This window comes from Mycolicibacterium phocaicum, from assembly GCF_010731115.1.
GTDB classification, from domain to species: Bacteria; Actinomycetota; Actinomycetes; order Mycobacteriales; family Mycobacteriaceae; genus Mycobacterium; species Mycobacterium phocaicum.
This window is the reverse complement of record NZ_AP022616.1, coordinates 4,237,878-4,252,466: the sequence shown is the minus strand read 5'-3', so window position 1 is coordinate 4,252,466 and position 14,589 is coordinate 4,237,878. Positions and strand designations below refer to the sequence as shown.

Annotated in this window: 15 protein-coding genes, 1 tRNA gene and 1 other RNA gene; 8 read left to right on the top strand and 9 right to left on the bottom strand. The window is 68.5% G+C overall.

The annotated features are described in order from the left end of the window. Nucleotides 1-124: 124 nt before the first annotated feature. Together G6N46_RS20415 and G6N46_RS29015 are read left to right on the top strand one after the other, a co-directional pair. Nucleotides 125-1,021, top strand: coding sequence for a DUF559 domain-containing protein (locus tag G6N46_RS20415; protein ID WP_138250998.1), 897 nt, complete (start codon nt 125-127; stop codon nt 1,019-1,021). 90 nt (nt 1,022-1,111) lie between these two features. Next, the gene (locus G6N46_RS29015; protein WP_138250999.1) at nt 1,112-1,390 is read left to right on the top strand and encodes a ribosomal protein L7/L12; all 279 of its coding nucleotides are present in this window, start codon (nt 1,112-1,114) and stop codon (nt 1,388-1,390) included. Nucleotides 1,391-1,451: 61 nt separating this feature from the next. On the opposite strand, the gene G6N46_RS20405 is transcribed toward G6N46_RS29015, so the two are convergent. After that, nucleotides 1,452-2,735: an aspartate aminotransferase type Ic gene (locus G6N46_RS20405; protein WP_138251000.1), complete on the bottom strand. Its 1,284-nt coding sequence runs from the start codon at nt 2,733-2,735 to the stop codon at nt 1,452-1,454. Nucleotides 2,736-2,763: 28 nt separating this feature from the next. Next, nucleotides 2,764-2,860: signal recognition particle sRNA small type (ffs, locus tag G6N46_RS20400), an RNA gene on the bottom strand. A gap of 68 nt (nt 2,861-2,928) precedes the next feature. Here ffs and G6N46_RS20395 point away from each other — a divergent pair. The 4 genes from G6N46_RS20395 (at nt 2,929) to G6N46_RS20380 (ending at nt 5,468) form a co-directional block, all read left to right on the top strand. Further along, nucleotides 2,929-3,014 (top strand) — tRNA-Ser (locus tag G6N46_RS20395). An 81-nt stretch (nt 3,015-3,095) separates the two neighbouring features. After that, nucleotides 3,096-3,902, top strand: coding sequence for a lipid uptake coordinator LucA (locus G6N46_RS20390; RefSeq protein ID WP_138251001.1), 807 nt, complete (start codon nt 3,096-3,098; stop codon nt 3,900-3,902). A gap of 45 nt (nt 3,903-3,947) precedes the next feature. Beyond that, nucleotides 3,948-4,961 carry a S1C family serine protease gene (locus G6N46_RS20385; RefSeq protein ID WP_138251002.1) on the top strand — a complete coding sequence of 338 codons (1,014 nt, stop codon included), beginning with the start codon at nt 3,948-3,950 and terminating at the stop codon, nt 4,959-4,961. Nucleotides 4,962-5,204: 243 nt separating this feature from the next. Next, the gene (locus G6N46_RS20380) at nt 5,205-5,468 is read left to right on the top strand and encodes a hypothetical protein (protein ID WP_133426109.1); all 264 of its coding nucleotides are present in this window, start codon (nt 5,205-5,207) and stop codon (nt 5,466-5,468) included. A gap of 3 nt (nt 5,469-5,471) precedes the next feature. Here G6N46_RS20380 and G6N46_RS20375 read toward each other — a convergent pair whose 3' ends face one another. Beyond that, nucleotides 5,472-6,692 (bottom strand): oxygenase MpaB family protein, encoded by a 1,221-nt coding sequence (locus tag G6N46_RS20375; RefSeq protein WP_138251003.1) that lies wholly within the window; start codon nt 6,690-6,692, stop codon nt 5,472-5,474. 146 nt (nt 6,693-6,838) lie between these two features. Between G6N46_RS20375 and G6N46_RS20370 the strand changes: the two genes are divergently transcribed. Continuing rightward, nucleotides 6,839-7,228, top strand: coding sequence for a DUF3887 domain-containing protein (locus G6N46_RS20370; RefSeq protein WP_163692923.1), 390 nt, complete (start codon nt 6,839-6,841; stop codon nt 7,226-7,228). A 3-nt stretch (nt 7,229-7,231) separates the two neighbouring features. On the opposite strand, the gene G6N46_RS20365 is transcribed toward G6N46_RS20370, so the two are convergent. Genes G6N46_RS20365 through G6N46_RS20345 form a run of 5 tightly spaced genes read right to left on the bottom strand, consistent with a single transcriptional unit; the run spans nt 7,232 to nt 13,158 of the window. Continuing rightward, the gene (locus tag G6N46_RS20365) at nt 7,232-8,275 is read right to left on the bottom strand and encodes a zinc-binding dehydrogenase (RefSeq protein ID WP_138251004.1); all 1,044 of its coding nucleotides are present in this window, start codon (nt 8,273-8,275) and stop codon (nt 7,232-7,234) included. Continuing rightward, nucleotides 8,275-9,861, bottom strand: a complete 1,587-nt coding sequence (locus tag G6N46_RS20360) for a dipeptide ABC transporter ATP-binding protein (RefSeq protein WP_138251005.1) — start codon at nt 9,859-9,861, stop codon at nt 8,275-8,277. The genes G6N46_RS20365 and G6N46_RS20360 overlap by 1 nt, the downstream gene beginning before the upstream one ends. After that, nucleotides 9,858-10,697 carry an ABC transporter permease gene (locus tag G6N46_RS20355; RefSeq protein ID WP_138251006.1) on the bottom strand — a complete coding sequence of 280 codons (840 nt, stop codon included), beginning with the start codon at nt 10,695-10,697 and terminating at the stop codon, nt 9,858-9,860. Before G6N46_RS20355 ends, G6N46_RS20360 begins: the two co-directional genes overlap by 4 nt. Continuing rightward, nucleotides 10,694-11,644, bottom strand: a complete 951-nt coding sequence (locus G6N46_RS20350) for an ABC transporter permease (RefSeq protein ID WP_138251007.1) — start codon at nt 11,642-11,644, stop codon at nt 10,694-10,696. The genes G6N46_RS20355 and G6N46_RS20350 overlap by 4 nt, the downstream gene beginning before the upstream one ends. Beyond that, nucleotides 11,641-13,158 (bottom strand): ABC transporter substrate-binding protein, encoded by a 1,518-nt coding sequence (locus G6N46_RS20345; protein WP_138251008.1) that lies wholly within the window; start codon nt 13,156-13,158, stop codon nt 11,641-11,643. Before G6N46_RS20345 ends, G6N46_RS20350 begins: the two co-directional genes overlap by 4 nt. Before the next feature lie 194 nt (nt 13,159-13,352). Here G6N46_RS20345 and cspE point away from each other — a divergent pair, with 194 nt between their 5' ends. Next, nucleotides 13,353-13,556 (top strand): transcription antiterminator/RNA stability regulator CspE, encoded by a 204-nt coding sequence (cspE, locus tag G6N46_RS20340; protein WP_043402873.1) that lies wholly within the window; start codon nt 13,353-13,355, stop codon nt 13,554-13,556. Between the two features lie 173 nt (nt 13,557-13,729). Here cspE and G6N46_RS20335 read toward each other — a convergent pair whose 3' ends face one another. After that, on the bottom strand, nt 13,730-14,419 hold the full coding sequence (locus tag G6N46_RS20335; RefSeq protein ID WP_133426116.1) for a GAP family protein: 690 nt from the start codon (nt 14,417-14,419) through the stop codon (nt 13,730-13,732). Between the last annotated feature and the right edge of the window lie 170 nt (nt 14,420-14,589).

The window sequence follows — 14,589 nt, the reverse complement described above, 5'->3', positions numbered from 1 at the left end:
TTACTCGCACTAATACGGCGTCAGTTCGCAGTCAACTATCCACAGTCACCGATTTATCCACAGACAGCTGCAAAGCGCCGCCAACCGAACGATCCGCGTCGGTGTTCGTCACGACGCTTCCCACATGACCGAACCTTTCATCGGCAGCGAAGCGCTGGCAGCGGGCGTCCTCAGCCGCTACGAGCTGAGCCGCTACTACCGGCCGATCCTGCCGAACATCTACGCGGACAAACGGAGTGCGTTGTCGCTGCGACAGCGCAGTACAGCCGCATGGTTGTGGTCAGGTCGTGACGGGGTGATCGCGGGGATGGCCGCATCTGCACTCCATAAGGCCAAATGGGTAGCTGACGACGTCGCGATCGAATTGATCAGCACCAAGACCAAGCCGCCGAATGATGTGATCGCCCGCCGGGAATTGATCCGCGAAGGTGAGACCACCCAGATCGGCGGGCTGCCTGTCACGAGCCCGGAGCGCACTGCGTTCGACCTGGGGCGGCGGGGTTTGGTCGGTGCGGCAGTCGCCCGGCTCGACGCCCTCGCGCGGGCCACCGGATTCAAAGGCGACGACGTTGTCGCACTGGCTGAACACCACCCCCACGCCCGTGGCCTGCGGCAACTGGATCGCGCGCTCGACCTGTTCGACGCCGGTGGCCATTCACCGAAAGAAACCTGGTTGCGGCTGATGCTCATAGACGCCGGCTTTCCGAGGCCGCAGACGCAGATACCTGTCCTCGGGCCGGACGGCTACCCGAAGTACTTCCTCGACATGGGTTGGGAGGAGCTGATGCTGGCGGTCGAATACGAAGGCGGGCAGCACGCCGATCAGCTCGGTTACGACATCGAACGTGCCGACTACATCGCTCGAGTCGGGTGGACGCATATCCGAGTTGCCGCGGGGCATCGGCGGCCCGGCATCATCGCTCGGGTCGAGCGCGAATGGGACCGGCTCTGGCGGCCAGGCATGGAGATTTCACCCCGCAAGACGCCCCGCAACGGGCCACCGCTGGAGCGCGGCTGTTGACTGCGAATCCACGCAGGCCGCTACTCGCACAAATACGGCGTCAGTTCGCAGTCAACGCAAGAGCTGTGCCAATCCACCACACTGGCACGCATGGCATTGTTCGGACGCTCCGGCGACCTCTCGTACGACGATCTACTGAACCGGCTCACCGAATTGGAGCGCCGGGTCGCGATCTTGGAACGCGCCGGCAACAGCGACAACGCCGCGCCGGCGCCCCAGCCACAATGGCAGTCGTACGGCGGCTCCGGCGTGAGCCCCGAAGTCATGCGACTGGCCGCGGCCGGCCAGAAAATCCAGGCCATCAAGCGGCTGCGCGAGGAAACGGGCCTCGGCCTGAAAGAAGCGAAAGGCATCGTCGACCGGCTGTAGGCGGCCGCCACTCGCACAAATGCGCCCTGAGTACAGGGCCAACGCGTACCGCGGCCGGACCTCAGTCCTCGAGCAGCACCTCGGTCGCGGCCAGCAGCGCGCACGTCGCCAGGCCGTCGATGGCGACCCGCAGGTCGGGCAGCGACGGGAAGGTCGGCGCGACCCGGATGTTCTTGTCGTCCGGGTCCTTCTTGTACGGGAACGACGCCCCGGCCGCGGTCACCGCGATGCCGGCATCCTTGGCCAGTGCGACAGTCCGCTTCGCGGTGCCCGGCCACACATCCAGGCTGACGAAGTAGCCGCCCTTGGGGTCGGTCCACGACGCGATCTTCGACTCGCCGAGCCGGTCGTCGAGAATCTCCGCGACCGCCGCGAACTTGGGCGCCATCAGCGCCTGGTGCCGCTGCATGTGCAGCCGCACGCCGTCGGCGTCGCCGAAGAACCGGACGTGCCGCAGCTGGTTGACCTTGTCCGGGCCGATGGTCTTCTTCTCGGCATGCTGCAGGTACCACGCGATGTTGCCGAGCGAGCCGCCGAAGAAGCTGACCCCGGCACCCGCGAAGGTGATCTTGGACGTCGAGGCGAACACGTACGGCCGGTTCGGGTTGCCCGCGGTGGCGGCCAGGCCGACGACGTCGACGTTCTGCACCGACTCGTGCGTCAGCGTGTGCACGGCGTAGGCGTTGTCCCAGAACAGCCGGAAATCCGGTGCGGCCGTTTGCATCTGCACCAGCCGCCGGGTGGCCTCCCATGAGTAGGTGACGCCGGTCGGGTTGCCGAAGACCGGCACGCACCACATGCCCTTGATGGCCGGGTCGGCCGCGACGAGTTCCTCGATGAGGTCGACGTCGGGGCCGTCCTCGAGCATCGGGACCGGGATCATCTCGATGCCGAAGCTCTCGGTGATCGCGAAGTGCCGGTCGTAGCCGGGCGACGGGCACAGGAACTTCAACACGGGCTCTTGAACCCAGGGCCGCGGCGAATCGACGCCGCCGTGCAGCAGCGAGAACACGATGACGTCGTGCATCAACTCCAGGCTGGCGTTGTTGCCGGCGATGAGGTTCTGCACGGGCAGGCCGAGCAGTTCACCGAAGATGGCCCGCAGCTCGGGCAGGCCGTGCAGGCCGCCGTAGTTGCGGGTGTCGGTGCCGTTGCCGTCCAGGTACGAGCCCGGGGTGTCCCCCGGCAGGTTCAGCATGGCGTTCGACAGGTCGAGCTGCTCTGCCGACGGCTTGCCGCGGGTCAGGTCGAGCGTCAGGTTGCGGGCCTGCAGTTCGGCGTAATTGCGCTGTTGCAGATCGTGCTGGGCCTGCAATTCGTCACGGCCGAGGGACAGAAACGACACGGCGCGCCTTTCGCATCAGATAGCGAAAACATAGGGGACCCCGCGCACCCGCCAGAGCCCGTTGACCCTTGCTGCCTTCCGGCCCTGGGGGAGTTCACAGGATGGACGCCGCGCGGGGTCCGGCCATGAGTGTAGTACCCACCCAGTGGCACACGAGTAGGGCGTCGGATCCGGGTCGGGTACCCTTGTCGACGGAGGATTCGCCTAGTGGCCTATGGCGCTCGCCTGGAACGCGGGTTGGGTTAACAGCCCTCAGGGGTTCAAATCCCCTATCCTCCGCACTCGGTCCGGGGTGCGACCAGCTGATCAGCCGGTCGCACCCCGGATCCACATCGAAGCCAAAACCCCTCGAGGAGCAGCATGCGGCGGCCGGTAGCGATCATTTGGCACGCGTCGTTCCTGGTTCTCGCAGCCCTGCTGTACTTCTTCTTCACGCTGCCCCGCTGGAATGAGCTGACCGGCGACTGGTCGCACACCCTCGGCACCGCGATGCGCATCGTCTGCGGCCTGATCATCGCGTTGTCGGCGCTGCCGGTGCTGTTCACCCGCCAGCGCACCGCGTTGCCCGAGTACGGCACCCCGCAGCTGGCGCTGACCCTGCGCACCTGGTCGATCGTCCTCCACATCGTGGCCGGCGTCCTGATCATCGGCGCCGCGATCAGCGAGATCTGGCTGACCCTGGATCAGGCCGGCACCTGGCTGTTCGGCATCTACGGCGGCGCGGCCGGCCTGGCCCTGCTCGCCGCCCTGGCCTTCTACCTGGCCTTCGTCGCCGAACTGCCGCCCCCGCCGCCGGCTCCGCTGAAGGTCAAGGACGGCAAGCGTCGCGGCCGCCGCAAGGACATCGAGGCCGACGTCGAGGCCGACGCCGGGGCCGCAGCTGTCACCGCTGAAGCCGCCGACGAGAGCGCGCCCGAGGCCGAAGAAACGGCCGAAGAAACGGCCGAAGACGAGGCCGGCGACGACGCGGCCGAAACCACCGAAGGCGACGACGCCGGTAACACCGAGGCCGCCGAGTCCGATGAAGCGACCAAGACGTCCGGCGAAGAGACCGCCGACACCAACGAGGACGAGGCTGAAGAAACGGCCACTGACGACGCCCCCGCCGGTAAGCTGCGCAACCGCCGCTCCGGCAAAGGTTCCGGCTTGTTCGGGCGCGGAGCCTAAGGGCCTACTCGCAGGGCCATCACCTCGCAGTCCGGAGGACAGCACATGGGCGGGTTCCGCTTCTGCCGTCGGCTCGGCACCGCGGTCACCGCGGCAGCCGTTGTCGTGGCCACCGTCAGCATCGCCCCGATCGCCCACGCTGACCCGTCCACGGCCGCAGCCGCTGTCGAACCCGCGACCGCGCGCGTCGACACCGTCATCAACTACCAGCACGCCATCGGCGCCGGCACCGGCTTCGTCCTGGACGCCGGCGGCGCGCTGCTGACGAACTTCCACGTCGTGCAGGGCGCCGACAAGGTCACCGCGACCGTCTCTGGCCGGCCATACCGCGCGGACCTGGTCGGCTACGACCGGCACCGCGACATCGCGGTGCTGCAGCTGCGCGGCGCGGCCGACCTGCCGGTCGCCCCGCTGGGCGACTCGGCGGCGGTAGCCGTCGGCGACGAGGTCGTGGCCCTGGGCAACGCCGACGGCAGTGTCAACTCATTGACCCACGAGGCCGGCAACGTCATCGGCCTGAACCGCACCATCACCGCCAAGGACGAGCTGACGGGCAGTTCCGAGCAGGTGACGGGCCTGATCCAGTTCGCGGCTCCGGTCCGCGCCGGTGATTCGGGCGGCCCGCTGGTCTCGTCGGACGGCCGGGTGGTCGGGATGACGGTCGCGGCGACGCTGAACTTCCACATGGGTCCGGGCGGCGAGGGCTTCGCGATCCCGATCAATGAGGTGCTGGCGACGGCCGCACAGATCCGGGCCGGCGCGGCGTCGAACAGCATCCACATCGGGCAGCCGACGCTGCTCGGCGTCGGTGTCGGCGGCACCGACGAGCACTCGCAGCTGCCCGGCGTGCTGATCCGCGACGTGATCAGCGGTGGCCCCGCGCAAATCGCCGGGATGGTCCCGGGCGACGTCCTGGTGAGCATCGACGGCGTCACGGTGAGCTCGGCGAGTGCGCTCACCAGCGTGCTGGACCGGCACTACCCCGGCGACGTCGTGGAGCTGTTCTGGATCGACCGCGCGGGCCAGCAGCACACCGCCAAGACCGCCCTGACGTCCTGACACGTCGCTTTCTGGCAAAAAAATCTACTAGCCCGTCGAAGTAGCTGGCCACCGGCACTAACCGGGTACCGGGCGTTATGACAATTTGCCACCGCCCTCCGACGTGCCGTAATGGGGTTGCTGGGTGCCGAAGGCCTTGGCGGGGGCATTTTCCCGAGTTAGATTGGCGACACATTCAGTTGCAAATGAGCCTTCGGTCACAGCTGTTCACGCGGCGGTTACCCGGTCAAAGGGAGTAGCCCAGTGGTCCACCTCTACGTGGAGGCGTACACAGCGATCTGGGCTGTGGTGACCCTGGCGACCTATCTCCTCGGCCGCAGGTTCAGCGACGACGAGCAACCCGACCACCAGGTCCTCACCAGCGTGCTGGCCGGAGCCATGTGGCCCGTCGTCGTGGTCGGGCTGCTGGAGGCTTTCACCGTCGCGCTGATGTCCGGCAGTCACGCGTGGCGCGACCCGGCGCCGGTGGAGCCGGCCTGCGTCGCCCCCGTCGCGCCGCTGCCGTAAAACTCAGGCCACGCCACGCAGGTGGGACGCCGACGCCCCGATGGTGGCCTGGTCCTCCCCGATCATGGTGTGCAGCAGGGCCTTCTGCTCGCGCAGTCCCCGGTCGGCGGCGCGGTCCGAACCTCCCGGGAGCACCAGCGCCGCGATGCTGCGGACACCGTTGACGGGGATGCGGAGCACCGGATACCACGGCGGCATGTAGGCCGGCAGCCCCAGCGTGCGCATCACCCGCGGGCCCAGGAACGCCGTCGTGACCGACAGGTGCTGCGCCCACGCCAGCCGCCGGCGAAGGCCTGCCGCGCCGCGGTAATGCCAGCTCAGCGGGTCACGCGCCATCGGGACGGAAAGCTGCCTGGTGGTCTCGTCGGAGACCGCCAGCGCGGTGGACGTGTGATAGAGGATGCGGACGCTGTCCCGGAAGGACCGCGGCAGCCATTCGTCCTGCACGCCCATCAACCAGCCCACGTAGCGCGTGAGGTGCGCGATGCCGCTCAACTCGGCGGGGGTGGCCACGATGCCCATGGCCAGGCCACCGAGAACCGGCGCGATCAGGGCGCCGACCAGCGTGGCCGCCATGTCGGTCTGATTGACCGGCACACCCCACTGCTCGGTTCGCCAGTCCGGCATCGCCTGCACGTGTCTGCGCACCATCGCGTGCACGAAGCGGACCCGGACCGTGGCCCGGTAGCCGGAACCGAACTTGTCGAGCCCGCCGGCCTCGATCACGTCGAGCGCCCACTGCATGGTCTCGGCGAACCGCTGGTTGGACCCCTTTTCCAGGGCTCCGGTGCGCAACAGGGTCTGGTTGAATCCCGAGAACTGGTAGCCGCCCAGCAGGGCCACGTCCCTGGCGATGTACATGCCGTCGGCCCCGCCGCGGCGCAGCGTCCGCGCGCCGATCCGCAGCGCTTCGGTGTCGACCCAGTCGGGCGTGGCCTCGACGGATTCGAAAAACCTGCGCAGTGGCTCCGGCGCCTCGGGAACGGCGGCGATGCCGTCGGTGAGCGCGCGGTCGAACAGCGGCCGCAGCTGCTTGGTTCCCGTCTCCGACATCCAGCCGACCAGGGCGTCCATGGGCTCGTCCCCGACGCCCAGACGCTCGCCGAGGCGCTGCCACTGCGCCGCATCGGGCTTCCCGATGGCCAGCATGGTGGCGAACGAACTGATCGCCGCGGGCACCGGCTGCGGCCGGTCGGGATGACGTGCCGGGATCGGCAGGGACATCGTGCGCACTCCTTGTCACCGTTGACAACGTATGTAGTCAAAACTAGGCGGTACCCGGGGTCTCGTCAATGGCAATCGGGACGCGAGCGCATAGGCTGGCCCTCATGTGGCGGGGACAACATTCCAGGCATCAGCGTCGGAGCACAGTGGCGGCCGCGATCGCGGCACTCGGGATCGGCGTCGCACTCGGCGCGGCACCAGCCGCGACGGCGGCCGACGCCCCCGACCAGGTCGCGATGACGACCATCGACGACATCGCGGCGGGCAACTACGCCGCCGTCACCGCCCGGTTCGATCCGGAGTTGCAGAAGCGGTTGTCCCCCAAGGCATTACAGCAGGTATGGGACGGCTACCAGCGCACGTTCGGGGCGTACCAGTCGCACGGCGGCCCCGAGGACACCCTGCGCGGCGACCTCACCGTGGTGAACGTCCCGCTGCAGATGGACCGCATGCCAGGCCAGTTCCGGGTGAAGATTCACCCCGATGGCACCATCGCGGGCGTGTACTTCCTGCGCGAAGGCGTGCCGGTCCCCTGACCGTCACGCCAGGCGGGGGTCGATCAGCGTGACCCCCACCGGGCTGGCGGCACCGAACTCCGGCAGCAGCCGCGCCCCTTCTGCCAGCCCCACCACCCGCTCGACGAGCGCCTGCGGACGCAGCTCGCCCGCCGCGACCTGGTCCAGCATCTCGGGGTAGTCCGCGCTGGCCATGCCGTGCGAGCCCAAAACATCCAATTCCCAGGCGATTACGCGATCCATGGGCACCTGCGGGTGCCCGTCGACGTTGGGCAGCAAGCCCACCTGCACGTGCCGCCCCTGTCGGCGGAGGCTGTGGATCGCGTCGGCGCACGTCCCGGCGGTGCCCACCGCGTCGACCGCGACATGGCTTCCGCCACCGGTGATCTCGTGCACCGCGGCCGCCACCCCGCCGCCGTTGGCGAGGACGGTCTCGGTGGCGCCGAGGCTGCGTGCGAGTTCCAGTGCCGCCGGCGTGCGGTCGACGGCGATGACGTTGGCGCCGGCAGCCGCCGCCACCTGGACGGCGCTCAGGCCCACGCCACCGACGCCGATCACCGTGACCCACTCACCGGGTTTGACGTCGGCACGGGCCCGCAGCGCGCGGTAGGCGGTGGCGAACCGGCAACCCAGCGCGGCCGCCGCGGAGTCGTCGATATCTTCGCCCACCGCAACGAGATTCGTGTCTGCGGCATGCAGCGCCACGTACTCACCGAACGAGCCCCAGTGCGTGAATCCCGGCTGGGTCTGGTTCGGGCACACCTGCGCCTGACCATTGGCACACCATTCGCAGGCGCCGCAACCACACACGAACGGTGTGGTCACCCGGTCACCGACATGCCAGCGCCGGACGTCGGCGCCGACGGCGACCACTTCCCCGACCAGTTCATGTCCGGGGACGTGCGGGAGTGCGACGCCGTCGTCGTGCCCGGCCCAGGCATGCCAGTCGCTGCGGCACAGCCCGGTCGCGTGCACCTGCACCACGACGCCGCCGGGCGACGGCGTCGGGTCCGCGACCGAGCGAACCTCCACCGGCCCACCGAACTGCTCGAAGATCACCGCACGCATCAGGTCATCGTTGCACGCCCCGGACGCGCCGGAGGCACAGCGGCGAGCAACGCGCGCGTGTAGTCATGTTCGGGATGCGCGAACAACTCGGCAGCAGAGCGGTATTCCACCGCCTCGCCGCCGCGCAGCACCAGGACGTCGTGGCTCATGCGCTCGATCACGGCCAAGTCGTGGCCGATGAACAGGTAGGTCAGACCGCGTTCCCGCTGCAGCCGGGTCAGCAGGTCGAGCACCTTGGCCTGCACCGAGACATCGAGCGACGCCGTGGCTTCGTCGAGGATCAACAGCTCGGGCTGCACGGCCAGCGCCCGGGCGATGTTGACGCGCTGGCGCTCGCCGCCGGACAGTTGGTGCGGGTACCGCGCCGCGTAGTCCGCCGGAAGCTCGACGGAGTCCAGCAGCTCGCGTACCCGGGCCCGCCGGTCCCTGGCATTGGCCGTCAGGGGCTCGGCGATCGAAAGTCCCACGGGGATGCGGGGATTGAGCGACGAGAACGAATCCTGGAACACCAGACCGATCCGGCGGCGTACCGCCTTGCGGTCGCGGCGCCTGACCGTCAGCACGTCGGTGCCGTCCAGTAGCGCGCGGCCCCCGTCGGGCACGACCAGACCGGTCAGCGCGGCCGCCACGGTCGATTTCCCCGAGCCCGACTCCCCCACGAGCCCGAGCGTCGTGCCCCGGCGGATGCGGAACGACACGTCCTTGACGGCGTGGACCTCCATCCGGCCCGTCGGCGTGCTCACCGGAAACCTGACATCCAGACCGGACACGTCCAGCAGGGTCGGGGTGTCGGGGACCTCACGGGTGGGGTGCCCCAAAACCGGCCTGGCATCGAGCAATTCGCGGGTGTAGGCCTGCTGCGGCGCGTCGAAGATCGCGTCGACCGGCGCCTGTTCGACGGCCTCGCCGCCGCGCAGCACGGTGACGGTGTCGGCGACCTCGCCGATGACGCCGAGGTCGTGACTGATCCACACGACCGCGGTGCCGAAACCGCGCTGCAGTTCCCGCACCAGGGCGATGATCTGGGCCTGTGTTGTGACGTCGAGGGCCGTCGTCGGCTCATCGGCGATCAGCAGCTCAGGGTCGCAGGCGAGGGCGATCGCGATCATCACCCGCTGGCGCTGTCCGCCGGAGAGCTGATGCGGATAGCTGCGCAGCCGCCGTTGCGGGTCGGGCAGGCCCACGGCCTCGAGGAGCTCCAGCGCCCGCACGGCGGCGTGCCGCCGGGTCAGATGCTTGTGCGTCTCGAGCGATTCGGTGATCTGCCGTTCGATGGTCAGCAGCGGATTCAGCGAGGTCCCCGGATCCTGGAAGACGAAGCCGATCCGGCCGCCGTGCACGCGCCGCAACGTCCGTGCCGGGGCGCCGACGAGTTCCTGTTGTCCGCCAAGGAGACTCGATCCGGTCACGATCGCACCGGGCGCGTCGAGCAGTCCGGTCGCGGCGAGCACCGTCGTCGACTTCCCCGAGCCGGACTCGCCGACGATGCCGAGCGTCTGCTCGGGCTCGACGGCCAGTGACACACCGCGCACGATGTCGCGGCGCCCGATCCGGACGGACAGATCGTCGACCGACAGCACGCTCATGACTGCCGCCGCGCTTCGATCATGGTGCGCTGCTTGGGATCGAGGACATCACGCAGCCCGTCACCGAGCAGGTTGCAGGCCAGCACGATGACGACTATCGCCGCGCCGGGGAACACCGCCATCCACCAGGCCAGTGTGACGAAGCCCTGCGAATCGAAGATCATCCGGCCCAGCGACGGCTGCGGCGGCTGGATACCCAGCCCCAGGAAGGACAGCGCGGCCTCGGACAGGATGGCGAACGCCAGTGACAGCGACGTCTGGACGATGAGCGGCCCGGTGATGTTCGGCAGGACGTGCCGGGCCAGGATGTAGGCCGTGCCGGTTCCCAGGGTGCGCGACACCGCCACGTACGGCTCCTCCCGCACGGCCAGGGTGCTGGCCCGGGCCACCCGCGCGAAGATCGGCACGTAGACGACGCTGATCGCGGCGATCGTCGTCGCCAGCCCGGGCCCGAGCACCGCGACGATCGCCATGGCCAACAGCAGCACCGGGAACGCGAACATCACGTCGACGACCCGCATCACCACGGTGTCGAGCCAGCCGCCGCGATAACCGGCCATGACGCCCAGCGCGGTCCCGACCACCGCGGCGCACGCCACGCTGACCACCGCCACCGTCATCGACGCCTGCAGGCCCGTCAGCACGCGGGACAACACATCGCGGCCGAGCTCGTCCGTTCCGAACCAGTGTGCACCGCTCGGCGGCCGCAGCGCCTGCGGTACGTCGACGTCGTTGATGCCGTACGGCGCCAGCCACCCGGCGCCCACGGCAATGACCACTGCGGCCGCGACGACGCCGGCGCTGAGCACCGTGACGGGGTTCGCGCGCAGTCTCATGACAGCCGAATCCGCGGGTCGACAAGGGCGTACAGCACATCCACCACCAGGTTGACCGTCAGGAACAGGACCGCGATGAGGAGCACCGCGCCCTGGATCACGGGGTAGTCGCGCGCGGCCACCGAGAGGTAGACCAGCCGGCCCAGGCCCGGCCAGGCGAACACCACCTCGACCACGATGACGCCGCCGAGAATCGTCGCCAGTTGGATACCGGTGATGGTGAGGATGGGCGCCAGGGCGTTGCGGACGACGTGTCGCAGCGTGATAACCCGTGGCGGTAGGCCTTTCGAGCGCGCGGTCCGGACGTAACCCATCGCGGACACCTCCAGCACCGCGGAGCGGACGTAGCGCGTCATGATCGCCGCGGCCACCAGGCCCACGGTCAGGCCCGGCAGGATCACGTGGCGCAGCCAGCCCGTCGGATCGTCGAGCAGCGGCCGGTAGCCCGATGTCGGCAACCAGCCCAGCGTCGTGGAGAACAGCGAGATGAGCAGGATGCCCAGCCAGAAGTCCGGGACGGACACCCCGAATTGACTTGTGACGCGGACGATCACGTCGCTGAGCCGACCTTCGTGTGCGGCCGCGTAGATGCCGGCCGGCAGCGCGATCACGAGCGCCAGGACGATGCCGACCACGGCCAGGGAGACGGTGGCGGGCAACCGCTCGGCCAGCACCTGGGCCACCGGGTCGCCGCTGCGGAAGCTCACGCCGAGATTCCCCGTCGCGGCATGGCCGAGGTAGCTGACGAACTGGGCGGCCAGTGGCCGGTCCAGGCCGCTCGCGTGCCGCAGGGCGTCGTACGCCTCGGGGGTGTACCGCGTGCCCAGGGCGATGCGCACCGGATCGCCGGGAACCAGATGGACCAACGCGAACACCACGATGAGAACGCCCACCAGAACCACCAGTGAGTAGACGAGCCGGCGGACCAGGAATCGCAGGATGGTCATGGCCGGTCACCCCCGAGTGCCGCGCCCCGGAACCGAATTGCCTTGTCGCGCCTGGCCTCATAGCCCGTCAGCCGCGGCGACCAGGCCTGCACCACGGCGGGGTTGTACAGGTAGAGGTAGCTCACCTGGTCCGCGATGAGCGTCGCCGCCTGCGTGTAATCCTGGTGCCGCACTTGCTGATCGGTCTCCGTTCGGCCGGCGTCCAGCAGCGCGTCGACGCGCGGATCCGAGAATTTCTGGGCATTGCTCGCACCGCCGGTGTGGTGCTGCGCGTAGTAGAAGTCGTCGGGATCGATGTTGCCGAGCCAGCCCATCATCAGCATGTCGAAGTGGCCGCTGTGTTGTTCGTCGAGCCACGTCCCGAAGTCGACGGTGCGGATGGTGACCCGGATGCCCAGCGGCGCAAGGTTGTCGGCGATCACCTGGGCGGCGGTCACCGTCTGCGGGTACTCGCTGGTGACCAGCAGGTCCATGGCGGTCGGCGTCGAGCCGGCCTGCCGCAGCAGCGCTTTGGCGTGGTCGATGTCGTAGCGGTACTTGTCGTAGGGCGTGTACCACGGGTTGCCCTGCGGGATCGCGAGCTGATTGGCCTGCGCCGCACCGTAACTGGTCGCCTGCACGATCGACGCCCGGTCGATGGCGTAGGCGACGGCCTGCCGCACGCGCACGTCCTGCCACGGCGGCCGGGCCTCGTTGAGCGCCAGGTACCAGTAGTCATTGCTCGGCGTGACCGCGAGGTGGAGCGAATCGTCGCCCCGCAGCTGGGTGATCCGCTGCGGCGGCACGGCGTCGGTCCAGTCGATCTCACCGGCCTGCAGTGCCGACAGCGCCGTCGACGGCTCACTGATGAAGCGGAACGTCACGCCCGGAATCCGCGGGGCCCCGGCCCAGTAGCCCGGATTTGCGCGCAGCGTGATCGCATCTCCGCTGCGCTGGCTGACGAAGGCGAACGGCCCGGTGCCGATGGGGTGGCTCGCGATCTGCCCCTCCTCGACATTGCGGCGCTGCACGATCGCCACGCCTTTGAACTCGCCGAGATTGGTCAGCAGGTTCGGCGTCGGGTGGGCCACGGTGATCCGGACCGTGTGGTCGTCGGTCGCGGTGACGTCGGTGACGGCGCTGAACTTGTCGGCATTGGCCAGCTTGCCGTCGATGATCCGGCGGTAGGAGTAGACGACGTCCGACGCGGTCAGCGGGCTGCCGTCGTGGAACGTCACGCCGGGCCGCAGGTGGAACGTCCATGCCAGTTGATCAGGAGAGACGTCCCACGACTGCGCGAGGGCGGGCCGCATGATCAGGTCGGCGTCCGGTTCCACGAGGGTGTCGAAGACGTTCTCCAGAACCTCGAAGGCGAAGTACGCGCTGGTCTTCTGCGGGTCGAGTTGGTCGGGCTCGCCGGAGATCGCGGCGATCAGGTAACCCGCGTCCCGGCCCAGGTCAACGCGTTGTGCGGGCGCGCACGACGTCGCGAGGAGGACGGAAACGACAGCGAGCACGGCCGCAACCAGTCGCATGTCCGTCACTTCCGGGCCGGGGCCGGCAGACAGCGGAGGCCGGCGCTCTCCTGCCGTCCCCATACCCGGCGAAAGGCCGGTTCACACCTGATATCGATATGTGCAGTTCAGGGTGCGCACGGGCATCGAACTGAGCTAAGATGCCGAGCGGACGTTTCTTCCTAACGTCCGCTCTACATGAGAGAAGTTGGTATATGCCACAGGGAACTGTGAAATGGTTCAACAGTGAGAAGGGCTTCGGCTTCATCACTCCCGACGACGGCTCCAAGGATCTGTTCGTCCATTACTCGGAGATCAAGAGCAACGGTTTCCGCACCCTCGACGAGGGCCAGCGGGTCGAGTTCGAGGTCGGTCAGGGCAGCAAGGGCCCGGCTGCGACCGGAGTCACCGCGGTCTAACTGAGCCCGAAAGCTCAGTCGGCTGGTGCGGAGCGCTTCGCACCAGCCACAATTCTTTTCCACAATTCTTTTCGCACTGTCGCGCGGATGCGCAGGTCTGTGACCTGGGCATCCGCGCGATGGCGTCTCTACCGGAGTTTTCCGGTCAGGAACACCTGTCGCCTCGGTCTGTCCTAGAGCCACCCGAGTGCACGTGCGCCGTTGTGCAGCACCATCGCGCCGATGACGACCATCACCACCGCCATCAGCGCGGCGTTGTTCTTCTCCATCCAGTCTTTGAGCCGCCGCATCGTGTCGTCGAGCCGAGCACCGGCGATGGCGTAGGCCACGGTCGGGATCGCCACTGTCGACGCGGCGACGATCACGAAGAAGGCCGCGGCCAGCCAGTCGCCCTCGAGGCCGAGCCCAGCGGTGCCGATCGCCAATCCGGCTGGTACACAGATCAATACGACGTCGGGGCGCACCACGACCAGCGCCACACCCATCGCCGCCGCGCGGACCGGGGTGAGGGTCCCGATCTTCTTCATCCAACCCGGCGAATCGGTGCTGTCGTGCCGGGTGAACCAGCGATAGATGCCGAAGACGATGAGCGCGGCACCCAGCACCACCCGCAGCCACGAAGCCCACTCGGGCGGCGACTTGTGGCCATGGTGCGCGCCGCCGAGCAGATGTGAGGCCTGGACGCAGACGGCCGTCACCACCGCCAGACCGACGGCCCAGCCGGCGAGGAACGCCAGTCCCGTCGGCCGGGGGCGCGGAGCCTGCAGGACCAACACCGCCGGGATGACGGTGATGGGCGACAGTGCCACCACCAGCCCGAGGGGAACGAGCCCGGTCAACACGGTGCCCCAGCTTCCAGTCATGGGCAGCAATCTACCCAGTGGATCGGCCCGGAGCCGCCACGATCGTCAATATGCGCCGATGTACGATCTCAGCGAACTTGTTCGGCGATTTCTGGCTACCAACCGATACTTACCGGTAAGTTGCCATTACTAGGCGATATTCACACTGAGGAGGTGGCATCGTGCGACGA

Bases quoted from the DNA above. Each gene is read 5' to 3' on its own strand.
- G6N46_RS29015 (WP_138250999.1), top strand. From the start codon at position 1,112: ATGGCATTGTTCGGACGCTCCGGCGACCTCTCGTACGACGATCTACTG.
- G6N46_RS20335 (WP_133426116.1), bottom strand. From the start codon at position 14,419: ATGACTGGAAGCTGGGGCACCGTGTTGACCGGGCTCGTTCCCCTCGGG.
- G6N46_RS20385 (WP_138251002.1), top strand. From the start codon at position 3,948: ATGGGCGGGTTCCGCTTCTGCCGTCGGCTCGGCACCGCGGTCACCGCG.
- G6N46_RS20350 (WP_138251007.1), bottom strand. From the start codon at position 11,644: ATGACCATCCTGCGATTCCTGGTCCGCCGGCTCGTCTACTCACTGGTG.
- G6N46_RS20355 (WP_138251006.1), bottom strand. From the start codon at position 10,697: ATGAGACTGCGCGCGAACCCCGTCACGGTGCTCAGCGCCGGCGTCGTC.
- G6N46_RS20345 (WP_138251008.1), bottom strand. From the start codon at position 13,158: ATGCGACTGGTTGCGGCCGTGCTCGCTGTCGTTTCCGTCCTCCTCGCG.
- G6N46_RS20360 (WP_138251005.1), bottom strand. From the start codon at position 9,861: ATGAGCGTGCTGTCGGTCGACGATCTGTCCGTCCGGATCGGGCGCCGC.
- G6N46_RS20375 (WP_138251003.1), bottom strand. From the start codon at position 6,692: ATGTCCCTGCCGATCCCGGCACGTCATCCCGACCGGCCGCAGCCGGTG.
- cspE (WP_043402873.1), top strand. From the start codon at position 13,353: ATGCCACAGGGAACTGTGAAATGGTTCAACAGTGAGAAGGGCTTCGGC.
- G6N46_RS20365 (WP_138251004.1), bottom strand. From the start codon at position 8,275: ATGCGTGCGGTGATCTTCGAGCAGTTCGGTGGGCCGGTGGAGGTTCGC.
- G6N46_RS20390 (WP_138251001.1), top strand. From the start codon at position 3,096: ATGCGGCGGCCGGTAGCGATCATTTGGCACGCGTCGTTCCTGGTTCTC.
- G6N46_RS20415 (WP_138250998.1), top strand. From the start codon at position 125: ATGACCGAACCTTTCATCGGCAGCGAAGCGCTGGCAGCGGGCGTCCTC.